General features: G+C 44.8%; 20 protein-coding genes and 1 pseudogene. 18 read left to right on the forward strand and 3 right to left on the reverse strand.

What is annotated here, in order from left to right:
* Positions 1 to 190 precede the first annotated feature (190 nt).
* The 4 genes and pseudogenes from ACLQ6D_RS16450 to ACLQ6D_RS16465 all read left to right on the forward strand — a co-directional run bounded on the left by ACLQ6D_RS16450 (position 191) and on the right by ACLQ6D_RS16465 (position 4552).
* Positions 191 to 757: a hypothetical protein gene (locus ACLQ6D_RS16450; RefSeq protein WP_411728391.1), complete on the forward strand. Its 567-nt coding sequence runs from the start codon at positions 191 to 193 to the stop codon at positions 755 to 757.
* Positions 758 to 766: 9 nt separating this feature from the next.
* Positions 767 to 3370: a tetratricopeptide repeat protein gene (locus ACLQ6D_RS16455; protein WP_411728392.1), complete on the forward strand. Its 2604-nt coding sequence runs from the start codon at positions 767 to 769 to the stop codon at positions 3368 to 3370.
* A 117-nt stretch (positions 3371 to 3487) separates the two neighbouring features.
* Positions 3488 to 4297, forward strand: a pseudogene (gene fdhD / locus ACLQ6D_RS16460) (formate dehydrogenase accessory sulfurtransferase FdhD); the annotation flags it as partial.
* A 48-nt stretch (positions 4298 to 4345) separates the two neighbouring features.
* Complete coding sequence (locus tag ACLQ6D_RS16465) at positions 4346 to 4552, forward strand: formate dehydrogenase subunit delta (protein WP_411728439.1); 207 nt, start codon at positions 4346 to 4348, stop codon at positions 4550 to 4552.
* Between the two features lie 186 nt (positions 4553 to 4738).
* Here the strand turns inward: ACLQ6D_RS16465 and ACLQ6D_RS16470 are convergent, their stop codons facing one another.
* On the reverse strand, positions 4739 to 5530 hold the full coding sequence (locus ACLQ6D_RS16470; protein ID WP_411728393.1) for a sulfite exporter TauE/SafE family protein: 792 nt from the start codon (positions 5528 to 5530) through the stop codon (positions 4739 to 4741).
* A gap of 110 nt (positions 5531 to 5640) precedes the next feature.
* Between ACLQ6D_RS16470 and ACLQ6D_RS16475 the strand changes: the two genes are divergently transcribed.
* From ACLQ6D_RS16475 to ACLQ6D_RS16495, 5 genes are all read left to right on the forward strand, one after another.
* The gene (locus tag ACLQ6D_RS16475) at positions 5641 to 6882 is read left to right on the forward strand and encodes a multifunctional CCA addition/repair protein (protein WP_411728394.1); all 1242 of its coding nucleotides are present in this window, start codon (positions 5641 to 5643) and stop codon (positions 6880 to 6882) included.
* 16 nt (positions 6883 to 6898) lie between these two features.
* A complete protein-coding gene (locus tag ACLQ6D_RS16480; protein ID WP_411728395.1) occupies positions 6899 to 7381 on the forward strand; it encodes a YajQ family cyclic di-GMP-binding protein in 483 nt (160 codons plus the stop codon).
* Positions 7382 to 7537: 156 nt separating this feature from the next.
* Positions 7538 to 8368, forward strand: coding sequence for a TIGR04255 family protein (locus ACLQ6D_RS16485; RefSeq protein WP_411728396.1), 831 nt, complete (start codon positions 7538 to 7540; stop codon positions 8366 to 8368).
* 2 nt (positions 8369 to 8370) lie between these two features.
* A complete protein-coding gene (locus ACLQ6D_RS16490) occupies positions 8371 to 8928 on the forward strand; it encodes a hypothetical protein (RefSeq protein WP_411728397.1) in 558 nt (185 codons plus the stop codon).
* Entirely contained in the window at positions 8873 to 9550 is a 678-nt protein-coding gene (locus ACLQ6D_RS16495; RefSeq protein WP_411728398.1) for a hypothetical protein, read from the forward strand. The genes ACLQ6D_RS16490 and ACLQ6D_RS16495 overlap by 56 nt, the downstream gene beginning before the upstream one ends.
* Positions 9551 to 10073: 523 nt before the next feature.
* On the opposite strand, the gene ACLQ6D_RS16500 is transcribed toward ACLQ6D_RS16495, so the two are convergent.
* Both ACLQ6D_RS16500 and ACLQ6D_RS16505 read right to left on the reverse strand, forming a co-directional pair.
* Positions 10074 to 10898, reverse strand: a complete 825-nt coding sequence (locus ACLQ6D_RS16500) for an HAD-IIA family hydrolase (RefSeq protein ID WP_411728399.1) — start codon at positions 10896 to 10898, stop codon at positions 10074 to 10076.
* Between the two features lie 155 nt (positions 10899 to 11053).
* Positions 11054 to 11740 (reverse strand): O-methyltransferase, encoded by a 687-nt coding sequence (locus ACLQ6D_RS16505; protein WP_411728400.1) that lies wholly within the window; start codon positions 11738 to 11740, stop codon positions 11054 to 11056.
* A gap of 163 nt (positions 11741 to 11903) precedes the next feature.
* On the opposite strand from ACLQ6D_RS16505, the gene ACLQ6D_RS16510 reads away from it, so the two are divergent.
* The 9 genes from ACLQ6D_RS16510 to ACLQ6D_RS16550 all read left to right on the forward strand — a co-directional run bounded on the left by ACLQ6D_RS16510 (position 11904) and on the right by ACLQ6D_RS16550 (position 21257).
* Positions 11904 to 13265: an MFS transporter gene (locus ACLQ6D_RS16510; RefSeq protein ID WP_411728440.1), complete on the forward strand. Its 1362-nt coding sequence runs from the start codon at positions 11904 to 11906 to the stop codon at positions 13263 to 13265.
* A gap of 71 nt (positions 13266 to 13336) precedes the next feature.
* Positions 13337 to 13822, forward strand: coding sequence for a single-stranded DNA-binding protein (ssb, locus tag ACLQ6D_RS16515; RefSeq protein WP_411728401.1), 486 nt, complete (start codon positions 13337 to 13339; stop codon positions 13820 to 13822).
* 960 nt (positions 13823 to 14782) lie between these two features.
* Entirely contained in the window at positions 14783 to 16186 is a 1404-nt protein-coding gene (locus tag ACLQ6D_RS16520; RefSeq protein ID WP_411728402.1) for an RNA polymerase sigma factor RpoD/SigA, read from the forward strand.
* 253 nt (positions 16187 to 16439) lie between these two features.
* On the forward strand, positions 16440 to 18338 hold the full coding sequence (ftsH, locus tag ACLQ6D_RS16525; RefSeq protein WP_411728403.1) for an ATP-dependent zinc metalloprotease FtsH: 1899 nt from the start codon (positions 16440 to 16442) through the stop codon (positions 18336 to 18338).
* A gap of 448 nt (positions 18339 to 18786) precedes the next feature.
* Positions 18787 to 19266, forward strand: coding sequence for a 30S ribosomal protein S6 (gene rpsF, locus ACLQ6D_RS16530; RefSeq protein WP_411728404.1), 480 nt, complete (start codon positions 18787 to 18789; stop codon positions 19264 to 19266).
* A 23-nt stretch (positions 19267 to 19289) separates the two neighbouring features.
* Entirely contained in the window at positions 19290 to 19514 is a 225-nt protein-coding gene (gene rpsR, locus ACLQ6D_RS16535; protein ID WP_411728405.1) for a 30S ribosomal protein S18, read from the forward strand.
* A gap of 14 nt (positions 19515 to 19528) precedes the next feature.
* On the forward strand, positions 19529 to 20416 hold the full coding sequence (locus ACLQ6D_RS16540) for a hypothetical protein (RefSeq protein ID WP_411728406.1): 888 nt from the start codon (positions 19529 to 19531) through the stop codon (positions 20414 to 20416).
* A 48-nt stretch (positions 20417 to 20464) separates the two neighbouring features.
* Entirely contained in the window at positions 20465 to 20914 is a 450-nt protein-coding gene (rplI, locus tag ACLQ6D_RS16545; RefSeq protein WP_411728407.1) for a 50S ribosomal protein L9, read from the forward strand.
* A 148-nt stretch (positions 20915 to 21062) separates the two neighbouring features.
* Positions 21063 to 21257, forward strand: coding sequence for a TfoX/Sxy family DNA transformation protein (locus ACLQ6D_RS16550; protein ID WP_411728441.1), 195 nt, complete (start codon positions 21063 to 21065; stop codon positions 21255 to 21257).
* Positions 21258 to 21432 lie beyond the last annotated feature (175 nt).

Here is a 21432-nt window from a genome sequence, read left to right on the forward strand (position 1 = left end):
TAGCGGTGTTGATAATGAACTGCAATGCCTTAAAAAACCTGTGACAGGAACAAGTGACTTAAGCCCAGGAATGAGGTTAGTTATAGCGAAGCCCAAAAAGTTGGGTTGCAAAAAGCACGACTCAACACTTCTGGTATTTATCTGAAAAGTATGTGATAAAATTCAATAACAAACATACTAGGATAAGCCGATGAAAAAAATCAAACTATTTCTCGCTTCGTCTGCGGAATTAAAGCCGGAACGGGGAAAATTCGAGCTGGAAATCTACCGTAAATGCAAGGCCTGGTTTGATAACGGCATTTTTTTGCACCTGGATATTTGGGAAGACCTGTCGGCGCGAATGTCACTGGCCGGTTCGCAGGCGGAGTACAACAAGTTTGTCGAGGCGGCCGACTTGTTTGTGCTGTTAGCCTACAGCAAAGTCGGCATGTACACGGCGGCGGAATTTGAAAAGGCCTTTGGGCAGTTTAAATCCACACAAAAGCCATTTATCTTCACTTATTTCAAAACCGATCCTGCATCGCCCGATGCCAGTCTCGACCAGTTTAAACAAAAGATACATGATCTGGGACATTTTTACAGCCCGTTTGCTGATTCCAATGATCTTTGGAACCAGTTCAACAAAGAATTGGAGCGGTTGGAGACAAATGACTTTGTCGAAAACAAGCAAACCCAGCAGCCTAGCCGAATTGTCCAGCAAGGCGATAAAAGTGTGTATGTAGAAAAGGCCGACACGCTAACCTTGAACATTCAATGAGTTAGCGCCATGAACGATCAAAATCGCAATGTCCAGCAAGGTGAAAAATCGGTTTATGCTGAACAAGGTGATGTTCATATCACCTATGCAGGCGAACGCGAAATCCTCCGCGCCTTAACCGAATCGCCTTTTAGACCCGAAGTATTTCTCGGTCGTGAAGACGACTTGGACGCTATCAAAAAAAGCTTGTTTTCAGAAAATAATCTATTGTTGGTCAATGGTAATGGCGGCGTAGGTAAAACCTCAATAGCATCTACTTATTACCACCGTTACCAACATGAATATGCCCATACTGCCTGGATATTAAGCGAAAAAAGCATCGCTAATGCTATGTTATCTAAGTTGTCTACGCCTTTAGCGCTACAGTTTGAAAATACCATGCCCACTGAAAAAAGGCTTGAATTATTGCTGATGGCAATGGACTCCTTAAACAAACCTTGTCTCTTGGTGATTGATAACGCCAATGAAGTGGAAGACCTTGAAAAAAATTACCAAAACCTACGCCGATGTAGCAATTTCCACTTATTGTTGACGACCCGAATTACCGAATTTGAGCAAGCGGAACTCTATCGCATAGACGGTTTGCCGGAAAATCAAGCCCTGGCATTATTTGAAAAACACTATCGCAAAACACTTCAAGATGATGAAGTCGCTATTTTTAAACAAATCCGCACTGCTGTTGGTGATAATACTTTGGTGGTGGAGTTATTGGCTAAAAACATTTATCAGTTTAACCGTCTGAAAGCCCATTACTCGTTGGCCAATCTGTTAAACGACCTGCAATCCAAAGGCTTGCTGGCGCTATCGAAAAGTCAGGCGGTCGGTACCGATTATCAATCGAAAGGCAGTTTACGCAAGGAAAAGCCCGAAGACATTATTGCGGCTATGTATGATTTGGGTGAACTCTCATCCAAAGAAACGGCAATACTCTCGGTATTATCGGTACTGCCTGCCGAGAGCATTGGCTTTAACACCTTGGAAACCTTGCTGCCGTCACCAATGTTCGAAAATTTAGAATCCAACCTGCTCTTCCTCGCTCAAAAAGGTTGGATTGAATATAACGAAGATAACGCTGAGTTCAAATGCAGTCCTGTTATACAGGAAATCACCAAAAAGAAAAATCCACAGTTACTTGATGATTGCCAATCACTTATCGAAACGCTGATAGAAAAATTGAATTATGAAGGCTGTCACATTACCGGTTCTAGCTACGAAGATGCCGCTTTGTTTTCCCGCTATGCCGAATCGGTTGCCGCTGGCTTCAATGAGTCTCACAGTAATCTCGTCATTCTCTGCGAGAGAATCGGCGTTTACCACGAGACAACAGGCAACCTTGATAAGGCCTTGGCTTTTTTTAAATACAACAACTATTTAGTACAAAAACTCTATGCCTACTACCCGAGCAATGTCGAACTCAAGGGTGCCTTGCAAATTTCCTACTCCAATCTAGGCCATGTGTATAAGAAGTTGGAAAATTTGGAACTAGCCTTAGAATTGTTTGCAGAGTCTTTTGAGTTAAGCAAAGAACTCCATGCCGCCTACCCGACCGATGTTAACTTTAAGTGTGACTTGGCGATTTCTTTGCAACGTATGGGCGAGACACACACCGCCTTGGGGAATTTGGAACAAGCCTTGGGATTTTATGGAAATAACCTTGAATTATCCCAAGAACTCTATGCTGCTGACCCGCCCAATATCAGGTTTAAGAATGGCTTGGCGTGTTCTTATCAATGTATGGGCGAGACACACACCTCATTGGGGAATTTGGAGTTGGCCTTGGGATTTTTTGAAGGCTTCAACGAATTATCCTTAGATCTCCATGCTGCCTACCCAACGGAGGTCGGCTTTAAAAATACATTGGCGATTTCGTGCGATAAACTGGGTGAGACTCACGCCGCGTTGGGGAATTTGAAACAAGCATTGGGGTTTTTTGAAAACTTCAACCATTTAGAGCAAGATCTTTATGCCGCCTATCCGAGCAATGTCGAATTCAAAGGTAATTTGGCGATTTCCTACGAAAGACTGGGCAAAACTCACTTCGCGTTAGGGGATTTGGAACAGGCCTTGGGTTTTTATCAAGACTACAACCGCTTGGAAAGTGAACTCCATGCCGACTACCCGGGCAATGTCGGCTTTAAGAATAGCTTGGCTATTTCCTGCCAATTTTTAGGCAATACCCATGCCGCACTGGGCGACTTGGTACAGACCTTGGATTTTTATCAAGCCTGCAACCATTTGGAAAATGAACTCCATGCCGACTACCCGAGCAATGTCGGCTTTAAGAATCAATTAGCGGTTTCCTACCAATTTTTAGGCATTACCCATGCCGCACTGGGCGATTTAGGACAGGCCTTGGGTTTTTATAAAGACTACAACCGCTTGGAAAGTGAACTCCATGCCGACTACCCGGGCAATGTCGGCTTTAAGGATGGCTTGGCGGTTTCCTACGCCAAACTGGGCGGGATATATGAACAAACCGGCGATAAAGAGCTAGCGGCACAGTATTACCGCCTAGCACATGCCTTATTGACGGAATTGGCGGACAATTTTCCAAGCTATGTTGAGTTCAAAAATCATCTTACCTGGGCAGAAAATAAATTAGCCAATTTTTAGTCAGGGTGGGCAGTGCTTTTCTGCATACCGTTTTATTGGCCAATGGTGGGCAAACGATACCAACAGTAGGCGCTTTAGGCGAAGCAGTTTGCCCTCCCTACACGACTTACCTCAGAATTGGGATGGCCCAGCTACCAACTCAGTAAGGTTGAACGCTGGCATGGTAATCAACATACAATCCAGCAAGACTATATAGCCGAAGAAGCCCCTGTTTCTTTAATCTATAACGGCACACCCCATGTCGTCATGCTGGTAACACCGACCAACCTGGAAGACTTTGCCTTGGGGTTCAGTATCACGGAAGGTATCATTGAAACACCCTCCGAACTGCAATCCATACACATTTATAACCGCTCCAATGGTATCGAGGTACGGTTGGATATTCCCGAATCCCGCTTTTGCCATTTATCCGGCAAAGGCCGTAATCTGACCGGAGGCACCGGATGCGGACTGTGCGGTGCCAGCACCTTGCAACAAGCCATACGCGATCCAAAATAAGTGCAGGGTAGCCTCAATGTGGCTGCATCAGAACTCTTATCTGCTTTGGCAGAAATAAAGCAACATCAACAGCTTAGCCAACTGACTGGAGCCGTACATACCGCCGCCTGGGTAGTGCCGGGGCAAGGCGTACAAACTGTCAGGGAAGACGTAGGTCGGCATAATGCCTTGGACAAGCTGATCGGCTTGCTAATCCGCATCGGCAAGAATCCGGCAACAGGCTATGTCATAGTCACCAGCCGCGCCAGCTATGAACTCATACAAAAGGCCGCCAGTGTCAGCATAACGCTATTGGCCGCGATGTCCGCACCGACTGGGTTAGCTATACGTTTGGCGGAGGAAGCCGGACTCACCCTGGTCGGCTTTGTCCGAGACAACCAGCACGTTGTCTACACCCATGCCGAACACTTGAACCACACCATTTACCCAACCTTGATAAAAAAATCCAACTTAATGCACATCGAAAAATTGATCTCAATGGCAAATGACATTGCCGATTTTTTTAATGCGGAAAGCGACAAAGAAATCGCTGCCGAAGGCGTAAAAAAACATATCCTACGGTCATGGGATCCACGCATGAGAAAGGCAATTATCAAGCATTATCAAGCAAGTGGCGAAGGATTGAGTCCTTTGGCAACACAGGCTATGAAAAAACTCTTGGAAATGAATCAACAAAAAGTTTAGAACCGGCCAAAAAGAGACAGTCAAAGTTGCATGGCATTAACTTTAATGGAAGTCAACGAGATAAGCTGGAAGCGGTAAATTGGGTTAATGATGGAACACACTTTATTACTTTATGACACCAGGGTCAGGCATAGATAGATGTTAATTTAATATACTTTTGAGTTGAATCTAAGCGTTTATAAAAACTCAATACCACATCAGTTTGATTGCCAGGATAAAGATCAGCACCGAAAAATAGCGTTTTAATTGTTGTGAAGGCAGTTTATGGGCGAGATTTGCGCCAATCGGTGCGGTAAAAATGCTCCCTAATGAAACGCCGAAGAAAGATGGCACATACACATAGCCATAACTCCATGCCGGTAAGTTGGGGGTGTTCAGACCTAAAACCATGTAGCTTAGCGAGCTCGCCACGGCGATCGGCAGACAGCAGGCGCTGGCGATGGCGACCGCATTACGCATCGGGTAGCGGCAATGCACTAAAAATGGTACGGTCAATGTACCCCCACCAATGCCCACCAATGAGGATATTAACCCTATTGCACCGGCCACCAAAAAATCAATCAACTTAGAATAATTGGCTTCACCGGCTTTAAACTTTGTCTCTAAGGCCATTTGCGTACCCACATAGAGTAAAAAGACAATAAAAATAGTCCGTAATACCCCGGCGTGGAGTTGGTGGGCGACCACTGCGCCTAGAATTGCCCCCAACATCATGCCGGGCGCTAGCCTGAATACCTTATCCCATAACACCGAACCTAAGCGATGATGGGCAAGCACGGAAGAGGAGGCGGTGAGGATGATGGTCGCCAGTGAAGTTGCGATTGCCATAATCATGACCAGATCGGCAGGTAGGCCCTGGGCTGTAAAAAGAAAAACGAGTACGGGCACAATAACCATGCCCCCGCCTATACCAAACAACCCTGCCAGTACACCCGAAAACATGCCTAACAGTAAACTGGCAAAGATAATGCCTATCAAACTATCCTCCTTAATGGGCTTAAGCCGCAAGTTCGCAGCAAATGTACATTATGCAGCTTTTGAAGTGCTTTATGCTATCCTAAACACTGGCCAAACTGTTTTGTAATTTGATGGAAAAGTACCTCGTCGGTGGCGCTGTACGCGATAAACTCCTGGGTTATCCGGTAAGGGAGTGCGATTGGGTCGTTGTTGGGGAAACGCCGGAATCCATGATTAAGCAAGGTTTTCGTGCGGTAGGCAAGGATTTTCCGGTTTTTCTGCATCCTGACAGTCATGAGGAATATGCACTCGCCAGAACCGAACGAAAAACCGCGCCTGGTTATAAGGGCTTTATCATCCATGCGGATGTTGATGTTACCCTGAAGCAGGATTTAAAGCGCCGGGATTTAACCATCAATGCCATAGCAATGACGCCGCAGGGTGAAATCATTGATCCCTATGGTGGCCGAGAAGACCTGGACAGGCGAATTTTTCGGCATATCTCGCCCGCCTTTGCAGAAGATCCTGTACGCATTCTACGTGTGGCTCGGTTTGCGGCCCGATACCATCATTTGGGATTTAAGCTGGCCTTAGATACAACGGAATTGATGCGAGTGATGGTCGATGCTGGAGAAGTCGATCATCTGGTGCCTGAACGGGTTTGGGCAGAGTTGTTCAAAGCCCTGAAAGAACCTTCGCCCTCCGCTTTTTTCTATACCTTGATGGACTGCGGGGTATTGGAGAAAATATTTCCGGAAATTTACAACTTGTTTGGAGTGCCGCAACCGCCGAAGTATCATCCAGAAATTGATACGGGTGTGCATAGTATGATGTGCCTGGAACAAGCGGCGCTGCTATCCACTAAACCGGAAGTCAGGTTTGCCGCCTTGGTCCATGACCTGGGTAAGGCGCTGTCACCCAAGGACAATCTGCCTCACCATTACGGGCACGAAACAAAAGGTATGCCTGTCCTGGAGGCCTTGTGCAACCGCTTACGCGTTCCCAATGCGTTCAAGTCATTGGCGCTGCACGTTATGCAATACCATACCCATTGCCATAAGGCGGGGGAATTGAAGCCTTCAACGCTGATTGACCTGTTAAACACATTGGGTGCGTTTAAACAGCATAATCAGTTGCCCGAATTTTTACTGGCATGTGAGGCAGATGCCAAGGGCCGAACGGGACTAGAAAATAAACCTTACCCGCAAGCGGCTTATTTGCTGACGGCAGCGAAAGTCGCTGCATCTGTTGATACCGCAGCTTTGCTAAATGGCAATCTACAGGATGCAGAAATTGGCGAAGCTATTCGCCGTTTGCGTATCCAGGCTATTGCTGATATGACAAAGGCAGAACAACAAAATAACGTTAACTAACCCTACAATTTAAGTTATGCCATCCTTTGATATTATTTCCGAATTTGATCCCCACGAAGTAAAAAACGCTGTCGATCAAGCCAGCAAGGAAGTGACGACCCGATTCGATTTTAAGGGTACGGATTCCAGCTTCGAGCTGACCGATAACAAAGTCATTATGGTTTCCGAATCCACCTTCCAACTCCAGCAGATGTTCAGCATCGTATGTGCGAAATTGAGCCGCCGTGGTGTGGATATCGCCTGTATGGAGGTTGGTGATGCCAAAGGCAGCGGAAAGCTCATGCGCCAGGAAATCACCCTGAAGCAAGGACTGGATAGCGTGTTGGCAAAAAAAATCGTTAAATTGATAAAAGACAAAAAACTCAAAGTGCAAGCAGCCATCCAAGGCGATCAAGTCAGGGTCACCGGCAAAAAACGCGATGACTTGCAAGAAGTCATGCAGATGCTAAGGGAGGAAAAACTGGAAATGCCTTTGCAATTTGAGAATTATAGGGATTAGGTGTTGTAAATCTCTGGAATAGATATAAAGGCTACTGAATTTTGCCAGTAGGCTGAATTTGTTAACTGGATCTGTTATATTGCTGAATATTAATCCAAAAGCTTTCGCATTAATCAGCTACAATTTGTAATAACTTCATCTGAAACCATTCTTTTTATGCAAGATGTTTTAAACCAAGATGGTCACTTTGAACCAATTCACGCAGCTCATGCCATTGAGCGAGTTATACTTGTAGTACAATTTGATCGCGATATCGGCGACGATTCTTTTACAACAGCACGGAAAACTTTTGAGCAATTTAAAAATGAACTCCCTGGGCAAGTTGAAATTTCGGGATTTCCTATTACGGTAGGTCATCCGGTAAAAATGCCACCTACTGGTGTTACTGGTGTGTTTTTTCGCAGAATCGAGCCAGACGGAACCATTGAGAACGAATTTCGTGTTGAGCGTAGTTCTTTGACATTTATAACCACACGATACACACGTTGGGATGATATTTGGAAGCAATCAAGCCAATATTTCAATGCCTTAATTCCAATATATTCTAAACAGAGTAAAATAACGGGAGTAGGCCTTAATTTCGTAGATAAATTTAAGTGGTCTGGGGATTTGACTAAATGCAACCCAAATCTCCTCTTAAGAGCTAAATCAAATTACATTTGCCCTCATGTGTTTGAGGCAAAGGATTTTTGGCACAGCCATACTGGTGCATTCATTCGGGTTGACGAGTACACAAAAAGGTTAGTTAATATTAATGTTGATTATGTTGATGAAAATCGCCCTGATGGCACACAACGCATTATTGCCGTTACAACAGTAATTAATAATCAATTAAATCAGCCTGAATATAAGCCATATGAAGTTGAGGAAAATAGCGTTCTTGATTTTGTTAATAAACACATGCAAGAACTTCATCAAGTTGGCAAAGAAGTTTTTGGCAATATCATTAATGACAACATGTGCAAGCGCATAGCGCTTGTAGAATAATTATGCCTACGTCTTTAAGTACTGCCAACGCAGCAAAGTTTTTTATTGCACTCACATTGCTTTCCAATCCAACTATAAGCAAGATTCCTGAGCTTTTAGAACAGCCGACACGTCAAATCCAAAAAACCACGTCTCTTTCACCGATGATGCAAGTTAGCTCTTCGTTAACTTCTATTGTTGACAATGACAATAAATTTGAAGACACAGCTAGACCTACGACATTACAGGAAAAACTAATAGGTGAAATTAGGCAATGGTGCTTATTAGATACTGACTGGGATGGTGAGGGCTCTTACCAACCTTCTGACCAATCACTGAAAGATTCAGTCTCATTTATTAGCTTGCTTAGTCAAAACATGTCGATTCCTGAGCCGATGCTTCTCGCTTCTGGTAATGCAGCACTTTATTTGAACGAAAATAACTTATACGCGGACATTGAGTTTCTTGGCGATGGGCGCATAGCTTATTATGTAGAACGTAATAGCGACAAACATAAAGGTGTACTTGAATTTAACCCAGAAGAAATGCCAGCTTTGTTCCAAGTTCTCCTCGCGGCTTAAAAAGTTACTAATCAGGCTTGGTTTCGGTGTCGTTTGTGAATGTATTCATTGGTTAACTAATGAAAGCGAACAGCGTGTACCTGAATTTAATTCGCAAGCTCCCGATTGTGTCTGTGAAAAACACAAGGCAAACAAGTATTCACCAGGTACTGTTGAAAATGCTGAACAAATTACTTTGTTTGTATTTCAGCCGATGCATGACATCGATAAAAATGGAAATGCAAAGCCTCGTATCTTTTCACACATAAGTGTTAAGGGACGCTCCGTCCAACGTGACACAATTGCAACAAATAATGAATTTTTTAATTTTGTACAGAATTTCCTTGATGACAAAAACGATAGGGCCTGGAAAGGTGTCCTACTAGCAAAATGCGATATAGTACGTAACATCCTGATCGAAAATTCCGATAAGCGATCAGTATGTATCTACGACACGGCTGAGAAAGAAAACCCAGCCCATGCTGAAATTTTCCGAACACAACATATTATTTCTGAGGCGGATAACATTGAATTAAGGCGTAAACTTCTTGCTGCATTCGGTAATGGAAATATTATCCAGCCCAACCACTATCGACAAGGAACAATCTGGAATAATCTATCCCGTGAAATTCAAACAAGATAAAAAGGTAAATTTTGCAGATTAGATTTGTTTTCTACAGTCCTACATATCCACCTCAGTAACAATCGGCTTCATGCCGTTTTTTTGCAGTCTGGACATGATGTTATTAACGCTGCCCATTTGACTGTAGGGATCGATTTTAACACGGTATCAGATCACGCTTTCCACTTTTGCTATCGCAGTGCGAGGTATCACAGACATGGGCTTTGGCAGCAGTATCCGGCGCACAATGTCGGGCGCAGGCCTGGTTTTTTTCACCGGGTGCATGGCACAATGCTTGGCACAGTCAGTCATGTGCAAAAAGCTTTGTGGGTATCACAGTGCTTTGGTTGAGATTTAGCGGCTAACGCACTTGCTGATACAAGAGAAATAGACAGCGAAAGGGAAATCAACAGGTAGTGAATTTTAATAATCGCATCCACCAAAATTAAAGGAACTTTGATCCTAACAGACGGAAACTATACCCTCTAACCTCTTTTAAGAGGGGTTGCATTTATTATATGAATTCAAGCGTTCAAAGATTCCTTTATTTCAGCATTCTCAATGCATCAGTGACAGCGCGGATGTCAGGCATGACCCAGGTCGGCTGGTAATCTGATGCTTTTAGGTCAGCTTCGGTCGATACCCCGGTCAATACCATCAAGCTTCGTATCCCTGTGCGCACCGCACCCAAAATATCTGTTTCAAGTTTATCGCCAATAGCGACCGTTTCGGCAAGATCAGTTCCTAGTCTGGCAATCGCCTGCTGATACATGATAGGTTCGGGTTTGCCGATAATCGTCGGGCTAACGCCGGTAGCTGTTTCCAACGCCGCCAGGATAGCGCCATTGCCGTGGGTCAAACCGCGTTCGGTGGGCAGGGTGTTATCCGCATTGGTGCCGATGAATTTTGCACCGGCGCGGATATTCAATGTGGCTGTCGCCAGTTTATCCCAGTTTATCGAATGATCCTTACCACACACAACCACATCCGCGCCTTTGCTGGTTTCGCTATTGAGTTCATACAGTCCAGTCAACGTAAAACCCTGTTCAATGAGCGCTTGTTCCATGCCATCTTCACCTACGACATAAACACGTGTTAGTTTGGGGTCCATGTGCTCAGCCATATACAGGGCAGTTGCCATTGCTGAAGTCATGATTTCTTGTAATTCAACAGTAACGCCCATTCCCGTGAGCTTATCCACATATTGTTGTGGTGTAAGACTGGCATTATTGGTTGCCAGAATGAAAGGGATATTCTGGTCGCGTAGGGTTTGAAAAAAATCGGTCAATCCCGCTATCGGCTGATTACCATGCCACAATACACCATCCATGTCGATGATGAGGGCGCGTATATTGGTGAACGGACTCATGGTTATAATTTTCCGCAAAATGCGGTTATTGTCGGGGTAAATTATCTTTAGTTCAAGGGGGATAAAAAATCTCTGCGGATTTCTCCCATTGATTTTGGCAGCGCATGGATGCACTGCCTAGGCCCTTGATGCAATCAGCGATTCCCTAGCTAAACCTACGTTTTTTTGCGGGCAACGATAACGCCATCACGGGTTGGATTGATGAAGGAATCGAAATCGGGGTCGCTAAATATTTGTCCATTATGTTCACATATAGCTTCTGTCCAGCCCGGTACGATGTCTTCGTATTCGGTCAGCGCTACGCGGCCATGCCATAACACGTTATCGGCAATGTAGAGACCTCCGGGGCGGATGCGTTCTTTTGCCATTTGCCAGACTTCGGGATAATCGCCTTTGTCTACGTCGTTATAACAGATGTCGAATAATCCGTCTGTTTGTGCAAAGATGGCTTGCGCCATTCCGGTATGAAAATCGACCGTGTCCCATAAATTGGCAGCGCTGAGAAATTGTTCGGCTTTCTCCTTGTTGAGCGGGTCGCCATCAGTGCAAATGACCTTTCCTTCTTTTCCAACCGCCCTGGCAAACCAATAGGCAGAGTATCCGTATCCGCTGCCAAATTCAAAGACCCGTCTGGCATTGATAGATTTTGCCTGAGCTTCGAGAAAAACGCCAACCAGGCGGTCAACGATGGGGAACTTACGTTCCCGTGCCAATGTTTCCATAGCCGATAATACGGGGTGGTCGGTCTTACGCAGCAAGCCACGCATATAGCTTTCAATGGCGGGATTGACCGGAATGAGCAAAGCCGGGTTATGAAGGGTGGGGGATTGTTTGTCAGTCATTTTGGCATTCCTGTCGCGTTTGGGTAGATGTCAGCATGTCAAGCTTACAAAGATTGTTATAATGAATAAAGAGATTTGTAATCTCAAAAAGTTTCCCACAACCCGTTTTTAACGCTTTACAAGGAGTGCGTGCTTGACAGAAGTGCAGGATATAACGAGTCCGATGACGGCATCGGAACGCCGGGCAACCTGGTCTTTGGCCAGTATTTATGCCTTGCGGATGCTTGGCTTGTTTTTGATTATGCCGGTTATGTCGCTATTTGCCGAGCAGATGGAAGGCGCTACCCCTTCGTTGATCGGACTGGCGATCGGTATTTACGGCATGAGCCAGGCCGTGTTGCAAATACCTTTTGGCTTGGTGTCAGACCGTGTTGGCCGGAAAAAAATTATTATTTTTGGCCTGTTATTGTTTTGTTTAGGCAGTGTGATTGCGGCGCTGTCAACCAGCATTTACGGCATTGTGCTAGGCCGCGCCGTTCAAGGTTCAGGCGCGATTGCGGCACCGGTGATGGCGTTGTTGGCTGACCTCACGCAGGAAGTGCACCGCACCAAAGCCATGGCCTTGATCGGTGCGAGTATTGGCGTTTCGTTTGGGGTGGCTATTGCGGCAGGGCCGGTTATTGCTGGGATCATCGGAATCCACGGCCTGTTTTGGCTGATTGCTGTGTTGTCCTTATTGGCGATTTTGGTGATTATATTTTTAGTTCCGCAGCCGCAACAATCGAAAAGGCACAGGGATGCCGAGCTTGTACCCGCAACATTTTTTCAAGTGTTAAAAAACGTTGAGTTGTTGCGGTTGAATTACGGCATCTTTATCTTGCACGCCATCTTAACCGCAAGTTTCGTCATAGTGCCTTTATTGATGCGGGATGCTGGCCTACTACCAGCCGAACATTGGAAAGCCTACTTGCCAATCTTTGTCTCTTCTTTTGCGGCAATTGTCCCGTTTGTGATCCTCGCGGAAAAAAAACGGAAACTGAAAGCAGTGTTTTTGGGTGCGATCATCCTATTAATGATGTCCGATTTCGGTTTAATGCAGTTCAATACGACATTAGCTGGGGTTATAGGCTTCCTCTGGTTGTTTTTTTGTGGCTTTAATTTGCTAGAGGCAATCTTGCCGTCACTCATCTCCAAAACCGCGCCCGGCGATCTGAGAGGCACAGCCATGGGAATTTATTCTACTTGCCAGTTTTTAGGTGCGGGTATCGGTGGCAGCCTGGGTGGTTGGTGTTATGGTCAATATGGCGCTCCGGCGGTGTTCCTGCTTTGCGCCTTAGCTGCCTTAAGCTGGTCGCTGTTGTCATTTGGTATGATGCCGCCGCGATATTGGACAAATTTACTTATTTCTTTGCAATCCTTTACAGACCAACGGGCGGATGAGTTTGCCTCAGAAATGCTTAAACTTCCAGGTGTTGAAGATGTTACCCTGCACTATCAGGAAGGCGTGGCTTATCTGAAAGTCGATAATCAGCAATTGGATAGGCACGAATTGCAGCAGTTGATCACAAAATACACCCAGGCTTGATACAAGGGTGCGATGAACATTTCCCTAATGGAATCCACGCATTACCACAAATGAATAGATGAGGAGAGACCATGTTAAATAAAGTGACGTTGATAGGAAACCTCGGCGCTGACCCAGAGGTTCGTTTTATGCCTAATGGCGGTTCTGTAGCCAATATCAGTTTAGCTACAACAAGACGCTGGAAAGATAAGCAAACGGGGGAACGAAAGGAAGCGACTGAATGGCATCGGGTTGTTTTTTTCAATCGTTTAGCCGAAATCGCCGGTGAATATTTGAAGAAGGGTAGCCAAGTTTATGTGGAAGGCCGCCTGCAAACCCGTAAATGGCAAGGACAGGATGGACAAGACCGTTACACAACAGAAATTCTGGCCGATGAAATGCACATGCTGGGTAGCCGTAGTGGCGGTACCAGCCATTTTGGAGCCGAACAAGCGCATACGAGCCATGCTGCTATGCCTGGTAATCAGCAAGGATCATCACCACAAAACAATCCAGGTGCTGTGCCGCCGCCTTTGGCAGCCGATTATGACGATTTTGATGACGATATCCCTTTTTAAGGACGTTCTACTACAACAGCGCTTCAATACCCGTCCGCTATCAAAGTCGGCGGTTATCTACCCGTATATAAAATCAATCAAACTCTTTGGGTTGACATGTCAATTTAGGCATGGATATTGTTTCACGTACAATTATTTTGTAAAGTTAGTTGGACACCGCAGTAGTTGACTGGATTATCTGGCTGTTTTCTTCTGAAAATAATTTTAAAATTATTAAAAACAATCAGTTAAACATAAGCAATCAATTGAAATTAGCCGCATTAATTAATCAAGGCTGAGCGAGACAGATAAAAAATTACCTGATTACGTATAAGACTCAGCTACTTTAGAAACTGCAAGTAGGCGAAACTCTTGATTTAATGGTCTACGCTATTTTTTCGAGTTGAATAACGGGCTAAAAAAACGAGAAATTCGAACTTTTTATTGACCAGTAAAGTTTCGGTTGCATTCCAGTTTATATTAAATATATATAAATCAGTCTGTTATATAAATGTTCTTTTTGTTAAAGTTAGCTGAAACTTATACGTAATCAGAAAAAATTAAGTAAAGCAGGGGCAAACAAGCCAATAACATTGTCTATGTTTTGTATAAATATTATTTGACAATATAAAATCCTATTGGTAAATTAAACCCGAATTCGAAATTAAGGGGAGTAATGATTAATTCAAGACTTTTCGCAGTGCATGGATGAATGCCAAAATGAATGATTGTAACCCATTGGTTTTTTTATACAAATGGCTTGTAGCAGTTGCTTTCGGTGACTGCTGAATAAATCCAGGATGGATGTATTTAGCGTTTTCTTAGCGGTGCAAATGAAAATTTTTAAAACTAAAAGGTCAATAACTTGTCTTATTCTTGACAAGGGTTAATTTTGCCTGATTATCTGTTATTAAGTGACTACGGATGGAAATTTAACTGCTCATGTTTGTTATAAGCAATGTTTGCGAGGAGTTTGGTGTCATGAGACTATTAACTGAGTATATGTCTGTGCCAGAAGCCAACGGGTCTGTTGTTGCTAATAGCACCTTGATTGATAGAAAATCTTCTTTAACAAACAAAGAGGTGGATAGCGTTGAGAACCGAAACTTACAGCTAGCACGGCTGGTAGAAGAACATAAGGCCCAATTAATTGATGCATTGTCCAAATTCCCCGTGACTGCTTTGTGGGTGTTCAGTAAATATGAACAAGTCTCCGACAAAGATGAGCAAGAGGATGAAACTAATGTGCCATCAGAATTTAAGGATTTTTTGAAGGATATTAAAAAACATTATCAATCTGTCAGTCAGTCCGCTTCCGGTAAAGCCAAAAATGAAGAAGTTTACGCCAACGCCAAGCGGCGTTTAATGTTTGCAGTCCGGCAGTTTCCCTTTGCTTTTGAGGATTTGGTAAAGCTTGTCGATATTGTCACTTACGCGTTCAAATTCAGGGGGATTTCATTTAAACCAGACCATTCCCAAGGAAAGAAACAATCCGGTATTATTTTAAAGCGGTTACAAGGAGTGGCACGACGCGGCAGTCCAAGCCTGGCAGAGCGGTTCAAGGCGATGGATTTGCACCAGCATGAGAAACAGTTTTTGTTTTTGTCTACCAGTGAAATGAGCAAACTCCTTGCTGATGTTGTGTTGGCAGAGCATTATTGGTTGGCTTACAGGCAGCAATTAGCCACAGTCAATTCAAAACTCGTGTTGTTTATAGCTAACCAATACAAGGGCAATTTCCTTGATTTTGACGATCTAGTCCAGGAAGGTCATACCGGTTTGCTCAAGGCTGTAGACAGGTTTAAATACCGTTTAGGTTTTCAGTTTTCTACTTATGCCGGTTATTGGATCAGACAAGCCATTTCCCGTTCCTTGTCCCGTTCGGAAAGGGTAGTGCGTATACCCTGCGGGCAAATCGCCACCATCAACAGGCTGTTCCGGGCAAAGGATGAGATTACCCTTAAAACCGGCAAAAAGCCCAGCATTCAAGAATTAGCTGAGTACACCTTGTTATCCCAAGACGAAGTCAACAACATCTTATCCATATCGCAACCTGCCGTTGCTTGGGAGATTTTTGACGATGACGAAGACAAACAGTCTTTTGCGCCTATAGATTTTTTGGAACAAAAAGTTTTTATCCATCCCTACAGTAGGATTGCGGATGCACAGTTACAAGGTTTAGTGAATACCGCTATCAAGACATTGAACCCGAGAGAAGCAAAAATTATCTGTTCACATTTCGGGGTAGGAACAGATCAGCAAATGACTTTGCAGGAAATAGGTGCAGAACTGAATCTGACCAGGGAAAGGGTCAGGCAGATTCAGGTAGTGGCACTGAACAAAATCAAAATGCGCTACGGTGAGCAATTATTGAGTTTTTTGTGAGGAAAATCTCAAGTTTAATGATGCTTCTTTACAGATAATGGAAAAGCAAAACATAATACGAAAATATGAATAAGCGACTGAAAAACCTATTAAAATAGTGAGCTTTTTTGTTTTTTGGTAAATACTTGACTCTGAAGGCATTGTGACAACTATGCTGTGTGGGTTTTAAGAGTGTTGGAAAGCAGTAACAAAAAGGAACGTCTCAAATCAAAACTATAGGCCTCAGTAAAATGAAGTTGGGAGAAAAACAATCATGAAGAGATATATATTGAACACATTGCTCTGGACTGTTGTGTTTACGGGCGCTTTTTTAATATACAACAGGATAAATGCCACACCGCCGGTACAGGATTCACTTGCCTATTCGGAGTTTATAGCCAAGGTCAAAAGCGGCCAGGTCGATCGTGTTGATATTTCCGGCACTACAATTAAGGTGCGTACGTCCGATGGTCAAAATCTAGTGACTTTCAATCCGGGTGACGATCACCTGATTGATGACCTTTTGAGTGCGGATGTCCAAATCAGGACGACAGCGCCTCCACAACAGTCGATGTTGATGCAGATTTTTATCTCCTGGTTTCCTATGTTGCTGTTGATTGTCGTGTGGATCGTCTACATGCGTAGGACCCAAGGCGGCATGGGCGCCAACCAGTTTGGCAAAAGCAAGGCCAAGATGCTTGAAGAAGACAAGATGACGGTCAAATTTGCCGATGTGGCGGGTTGTGAAGAAGCCAAAGAGGAAGTCGCCGAACTGGTTGATTTTCTTAGGGATCCGCAAAAATTCCAAAAACTGGGGGGAATGATACCAAGAGGCATATTGATGGTAGGGCCTCCAGGTACAGGTAAAACGCTGCTTGCAAGGGCGATTGCCGGTGAAGCGGGTGTGAAGTTTTTCATCATCTCAGGCTCGGATTTCGTTGAAATGTTCGTCGGTGTCGGTGCATCCAGGGTTAGGGATATGTTCGCACAGGGCAAAGAACATGCGCCTTGTATCATTTTTATCGACGAAATTGACGCAGTAGGTCGCCAAAGAGGCGGAGCGGGTTTAGGTGGCGGTAATGACGAACGCGAACAAACACTTAACGCATTGCTGGTAGAATTGGATGGTTTCACGGGTAACGAAGGCGTCATCGTAATTGCCGCAACCAACCGCGCTGACGTACTCGACAAAGCCTTGCTAAGGCCTGGCCGTTTCGACCGCCAAGTGACCGTTGGTTTGCCCGATGTCAAAGGCAGGGAGCAAATTTTGAACGTACACATCAAAAAAGTCCCTGTGGGTGATGATGTGGAGCTTAAAAACATAGCCAGGGGAACGCCCGGTTTTTCCGGCGCAGACCTCGCCAATATCATCAATGAGGCAGCGCTTTTAGCCGCGCGTTCCAACAAGCAGAAAGTGGGCATGAACGAGCTGGAAAAAGCCAAAGACAAGATCTTGATGGGTGCTGAAAGGCACACCATGGTCATGACTGAAGATGACAAAAGGCTCACCGCTTACCATGAAGCCGGGCATTGTATTGTCGGCCAAATGTCCCCCGATCACGATCCGGTTTACAAGGTCAGTATCATGCCTAGAGGCAGGGCATTGGGTATCACCATGTTCTTGCCAGAACGGGACCAATACAGCGCCAGTAAACGGAAACTGGAAAGCCAGATAGCTAGCCTGTTTGGTGGCCGTATCGCAGAGTTGATGATTTACGGGGGAGATCGTGTAACGACAGGCGCTTCCAACGACATCGAACGGGCGACTGAATTGGCACGCAATATGGTGACGCGCTGGGGTTTTTCCGACATTATGGGTCCTTTGGTATATGGTGAAGAAGGCGGTCAACCGTTCATGGGTTACTCTTCGTCAGGAAGTAAGATATCTAATTCTGTGCAAGACAAAATCGATGAAGAAATTCGTTCTGTTATCGATAAAAATTACAAGAAGGCAGAAACCTTATTGCAGGATAATATCAGTATTTTGCACAAGATGGCAGATGCCTTGATGAAATGGGAAACCATCGACAAATCCCAAATCGACGATTTGATGGCGGGTAAGGATCCAAAACCACCGGTCGATACAAACGATTCATCAAACAAGCCTGACAACACACCAAAACAGGACGCCACAATTAAGCCCGATCTAACGAAACCTGCCGGACAAGTTTGAGGTGCGCTCATTAGGGGGCTTCGGTTCCCATTTTTTGTCTAAGCCCCACGAAATCACCCTTAATCCGGTTTTTGGCTCTTCTCTTGCGAAATTCTATTGATGGGAACCTCTAAAAATATCCTCTCCCGGAGGGAGAGGGGGGTTTTGAATTTTTAGAGGTTTCCTGATCTGAATGCCAAGCTAAAAACTTCTAGCAGTTTAGTACCAAAATTAAATGGTAATGTCTACTGAACCCTTAAGCGGCTTTATCCAAAACAATTTTTCTATTGTCCAGATTGGGTTGGTTAGACCCTCTTAATTCGTTCCAATAGTGTATAAATACATGGGTAGCTTTTCAATATAAGTAAAAAACGCTATAATGGGCATTTTTTATTGGTGCTTATAGCGCCCCCTTGCTTCACCACTTCCGCTCATAGGTGGGTGGGAGGCCTTAACCATAAGGAAAATTATGCGACATTATGAGATTGTTTTTTTGGTTCATCCCGACCAAAGTACACAAGTTCCAGCGATGATTGACCGTTATAAGGCTATTGTCGAATCTGCGTCCGGTACTATACACCGCCTGGAAGACTGGGGGCGTAGGCATTTGGCGTATCCCATCAAGAAAATTCACAAAGCCCATTATGTCTTGATGAACATAGAATGTGACCAGGCAATCCTTGCTGAATTGGAGAGCGGCTTTCGTTTCAATGACGCGATTCTGCGCAGCATGACCCTCTTGCAAAAATCTGCGATTACCGGAGTTTCTGCTATCTCCATTGCAATCGCAGAAGAAAACAAAGTTGCAGAAGCCAGGGCTAAAGGCTTATTGGCAAAAGAAGCGGCAGTTGCATCTGAAACTGCTGTCATTGAAGGCGAAATTGATCTTGATGATCTTGTTGATGAAGATCTTGATGCAGGTGAAATCGATCCAGAAGACGGTATTTAATTGAGGGGATAACGAGGAATATTATGGCACGTAACATTAGACGAAAAAAATTCAGCCGCTTCAGTGAAGGCGGAACGGAAATTGATTACAAAGACCTGGATTTGTTGAAGGATTACATCACTGAAACAGGTAAGATTGTACCCAGCCGTATTACGGGTACCAGCGCTAAGCACCAAAGAGAACTTTGCGTAGCCATCAAGCGGGCACGCATGGTTGCCTTGCTCCCTTACTGCGACGCACACAAGTAACACATAAGAATCGTATGAAATGGTTGGCGGCTTACATCATGCGTGGCAGGTTGGAAGCAATGCTTCTGGCTTCGACGCTGGCGATGTTGTCGCTGATGTTAGCGCCATTAAGTGTGTTGAGTTCAGGGGCCGTGGCTTTAGTGACACTCAGGAAGGGCGCTTACGAAGGACTGATTGTCTTCGCCAGTTCCAGCCTAGCGGCTGCTGTGCTGGCTACATTAATACAGGTTCCTTACACGTTTATCCTGCTCTATGTGCTTGTCCTGTGGTTACCGATATGGTTAATCGCAATTGTCCTCAGGGAAGGGCGGCACATTTCGCTTACCGTTGAAATTGCAGTCCTGATAGGTGTTGTGGGCGTTATTGGCTACTATCTCTTCAATGCAGATCCTGCGGCGATGTGGAAGCAAGTCATGCCAAGAATGGTGCCACCCAACGCACCTGTTGAGAATGTCAAGCAGATGATAGACCTTATAGCGCCTTATATGACCGGGATAGCGGCTGCCGGGGCGGTGTTCAGCATGTTGCTAGGCTTGTTCCTGGGACGTTGGTGGCAAGCTATGCTCTTTAATCCTGGAGGATTCAGGCAAGAGTTTTTGGGATTAAAGGTGCAGCCAAGGCTGGCTGTGATTAGCATTGCGACTATTGGTATTGCCATTGCCAGTTCTGGAGTAGTGTCCCAAATAGCCTGGAATACGACCATTTTAATGTTTGTGCTTTATACCTTCATTGGCACTGCAGTGTTGCACACGGTGTTTTCCAGGATGAAGATAGGCAAATATGCGGTGCCAATGTTTTACATTACATTGTTTTTTATACCCCATAGTCTATTGCCCGTTGCTTTAGTCGGGCTCAGCGACACATGGCTAGATATACGAAAGAGAACTTTGAATCAAACTTGAATGCCTGATGGCACAATAATCGGTCAACAACCGAGAGGTGATATAAAAATGGAAGTCATTCTTCTTGAAAAGATAGCAAGCCTGGGTAATCTGGGTGATAAGGTCAGCATTAAGGCCGGTTATGGCAGGAATTACCTTGTGCCACAAGGTAAGGCTGTTCCTGCAACCGCCAAAAAAATAGCTGAATTTGAAACTCGGCGTGCTGAGCTTGAAAAAGCGGCTGGTGAAAAATTGAGCGCCGCGCAAGCACTTGCAGAAAAATTGGGCAAACTGGAAATCGTCATAGCGCACAAAGCGGGCGATGAAGGACGGCTGTTCGGTTCAGTTGGCATCCATAATATTGCCGAAGCCATTATAAAAGCGGGCGGTGTGGTTGAAAAACAGCAAATACGCTTGCCCCATGGCACCATCAGGCACATCGGCGATCATGATATTGATATTAATTTGCATTTTGACGTTACCGTAACGATGTCGATCAAGGTCACTGCTGAAGCCTAACGGATAATTTAGGGTCAATATCCTGATAGTGGATGTCTGTGCATTGTCAGCAGTCATTCGATAGTCTTCCCAATCTTGGCCTAAAGTCGCAGGAAATTTTAACTGCTGTCGAATTACCTCGATCGGGCAACTGCGAAACTTTGGCTCAATTACGGCCTATGTTCAGGCGAAGCGTTCAGGAGCTAGCGCTAGCCTGAACCTATTGTGGGCTTTGGAAGCGGCGCTTACAGGATTGGGCAAGATGTGGCCCGTCACCATCGTACCGCCCTATTATTGGCCTTGGAAGAATACGAAAACTGGGGTTGATTCTATATCCCCGTTTAAGTTAAACAAGAAGGAATAAGTGAAATTCAATGAGTTTTGATGGTTGTTTATATCTTGATACTCATGGCCAGCGAACTTCAAGCGCCCTTCCAACAGCTTATCCATAAGCGAAGGCATTGGAAGATATGACTAATCGGAACATGGCGGATTTAGACAGTCTGTTTGTGCTTGCGGTTAATGGAACCGACTGTCTA

The organism is Methyloglobulus sp. (assembly GCF_046714055.1).
Classification (GTDB): Bacteria; Pseudomonadota; Gammaproteobacteria; order Methylococcales; family Methylomonadaceae; genus Methyloglobulus.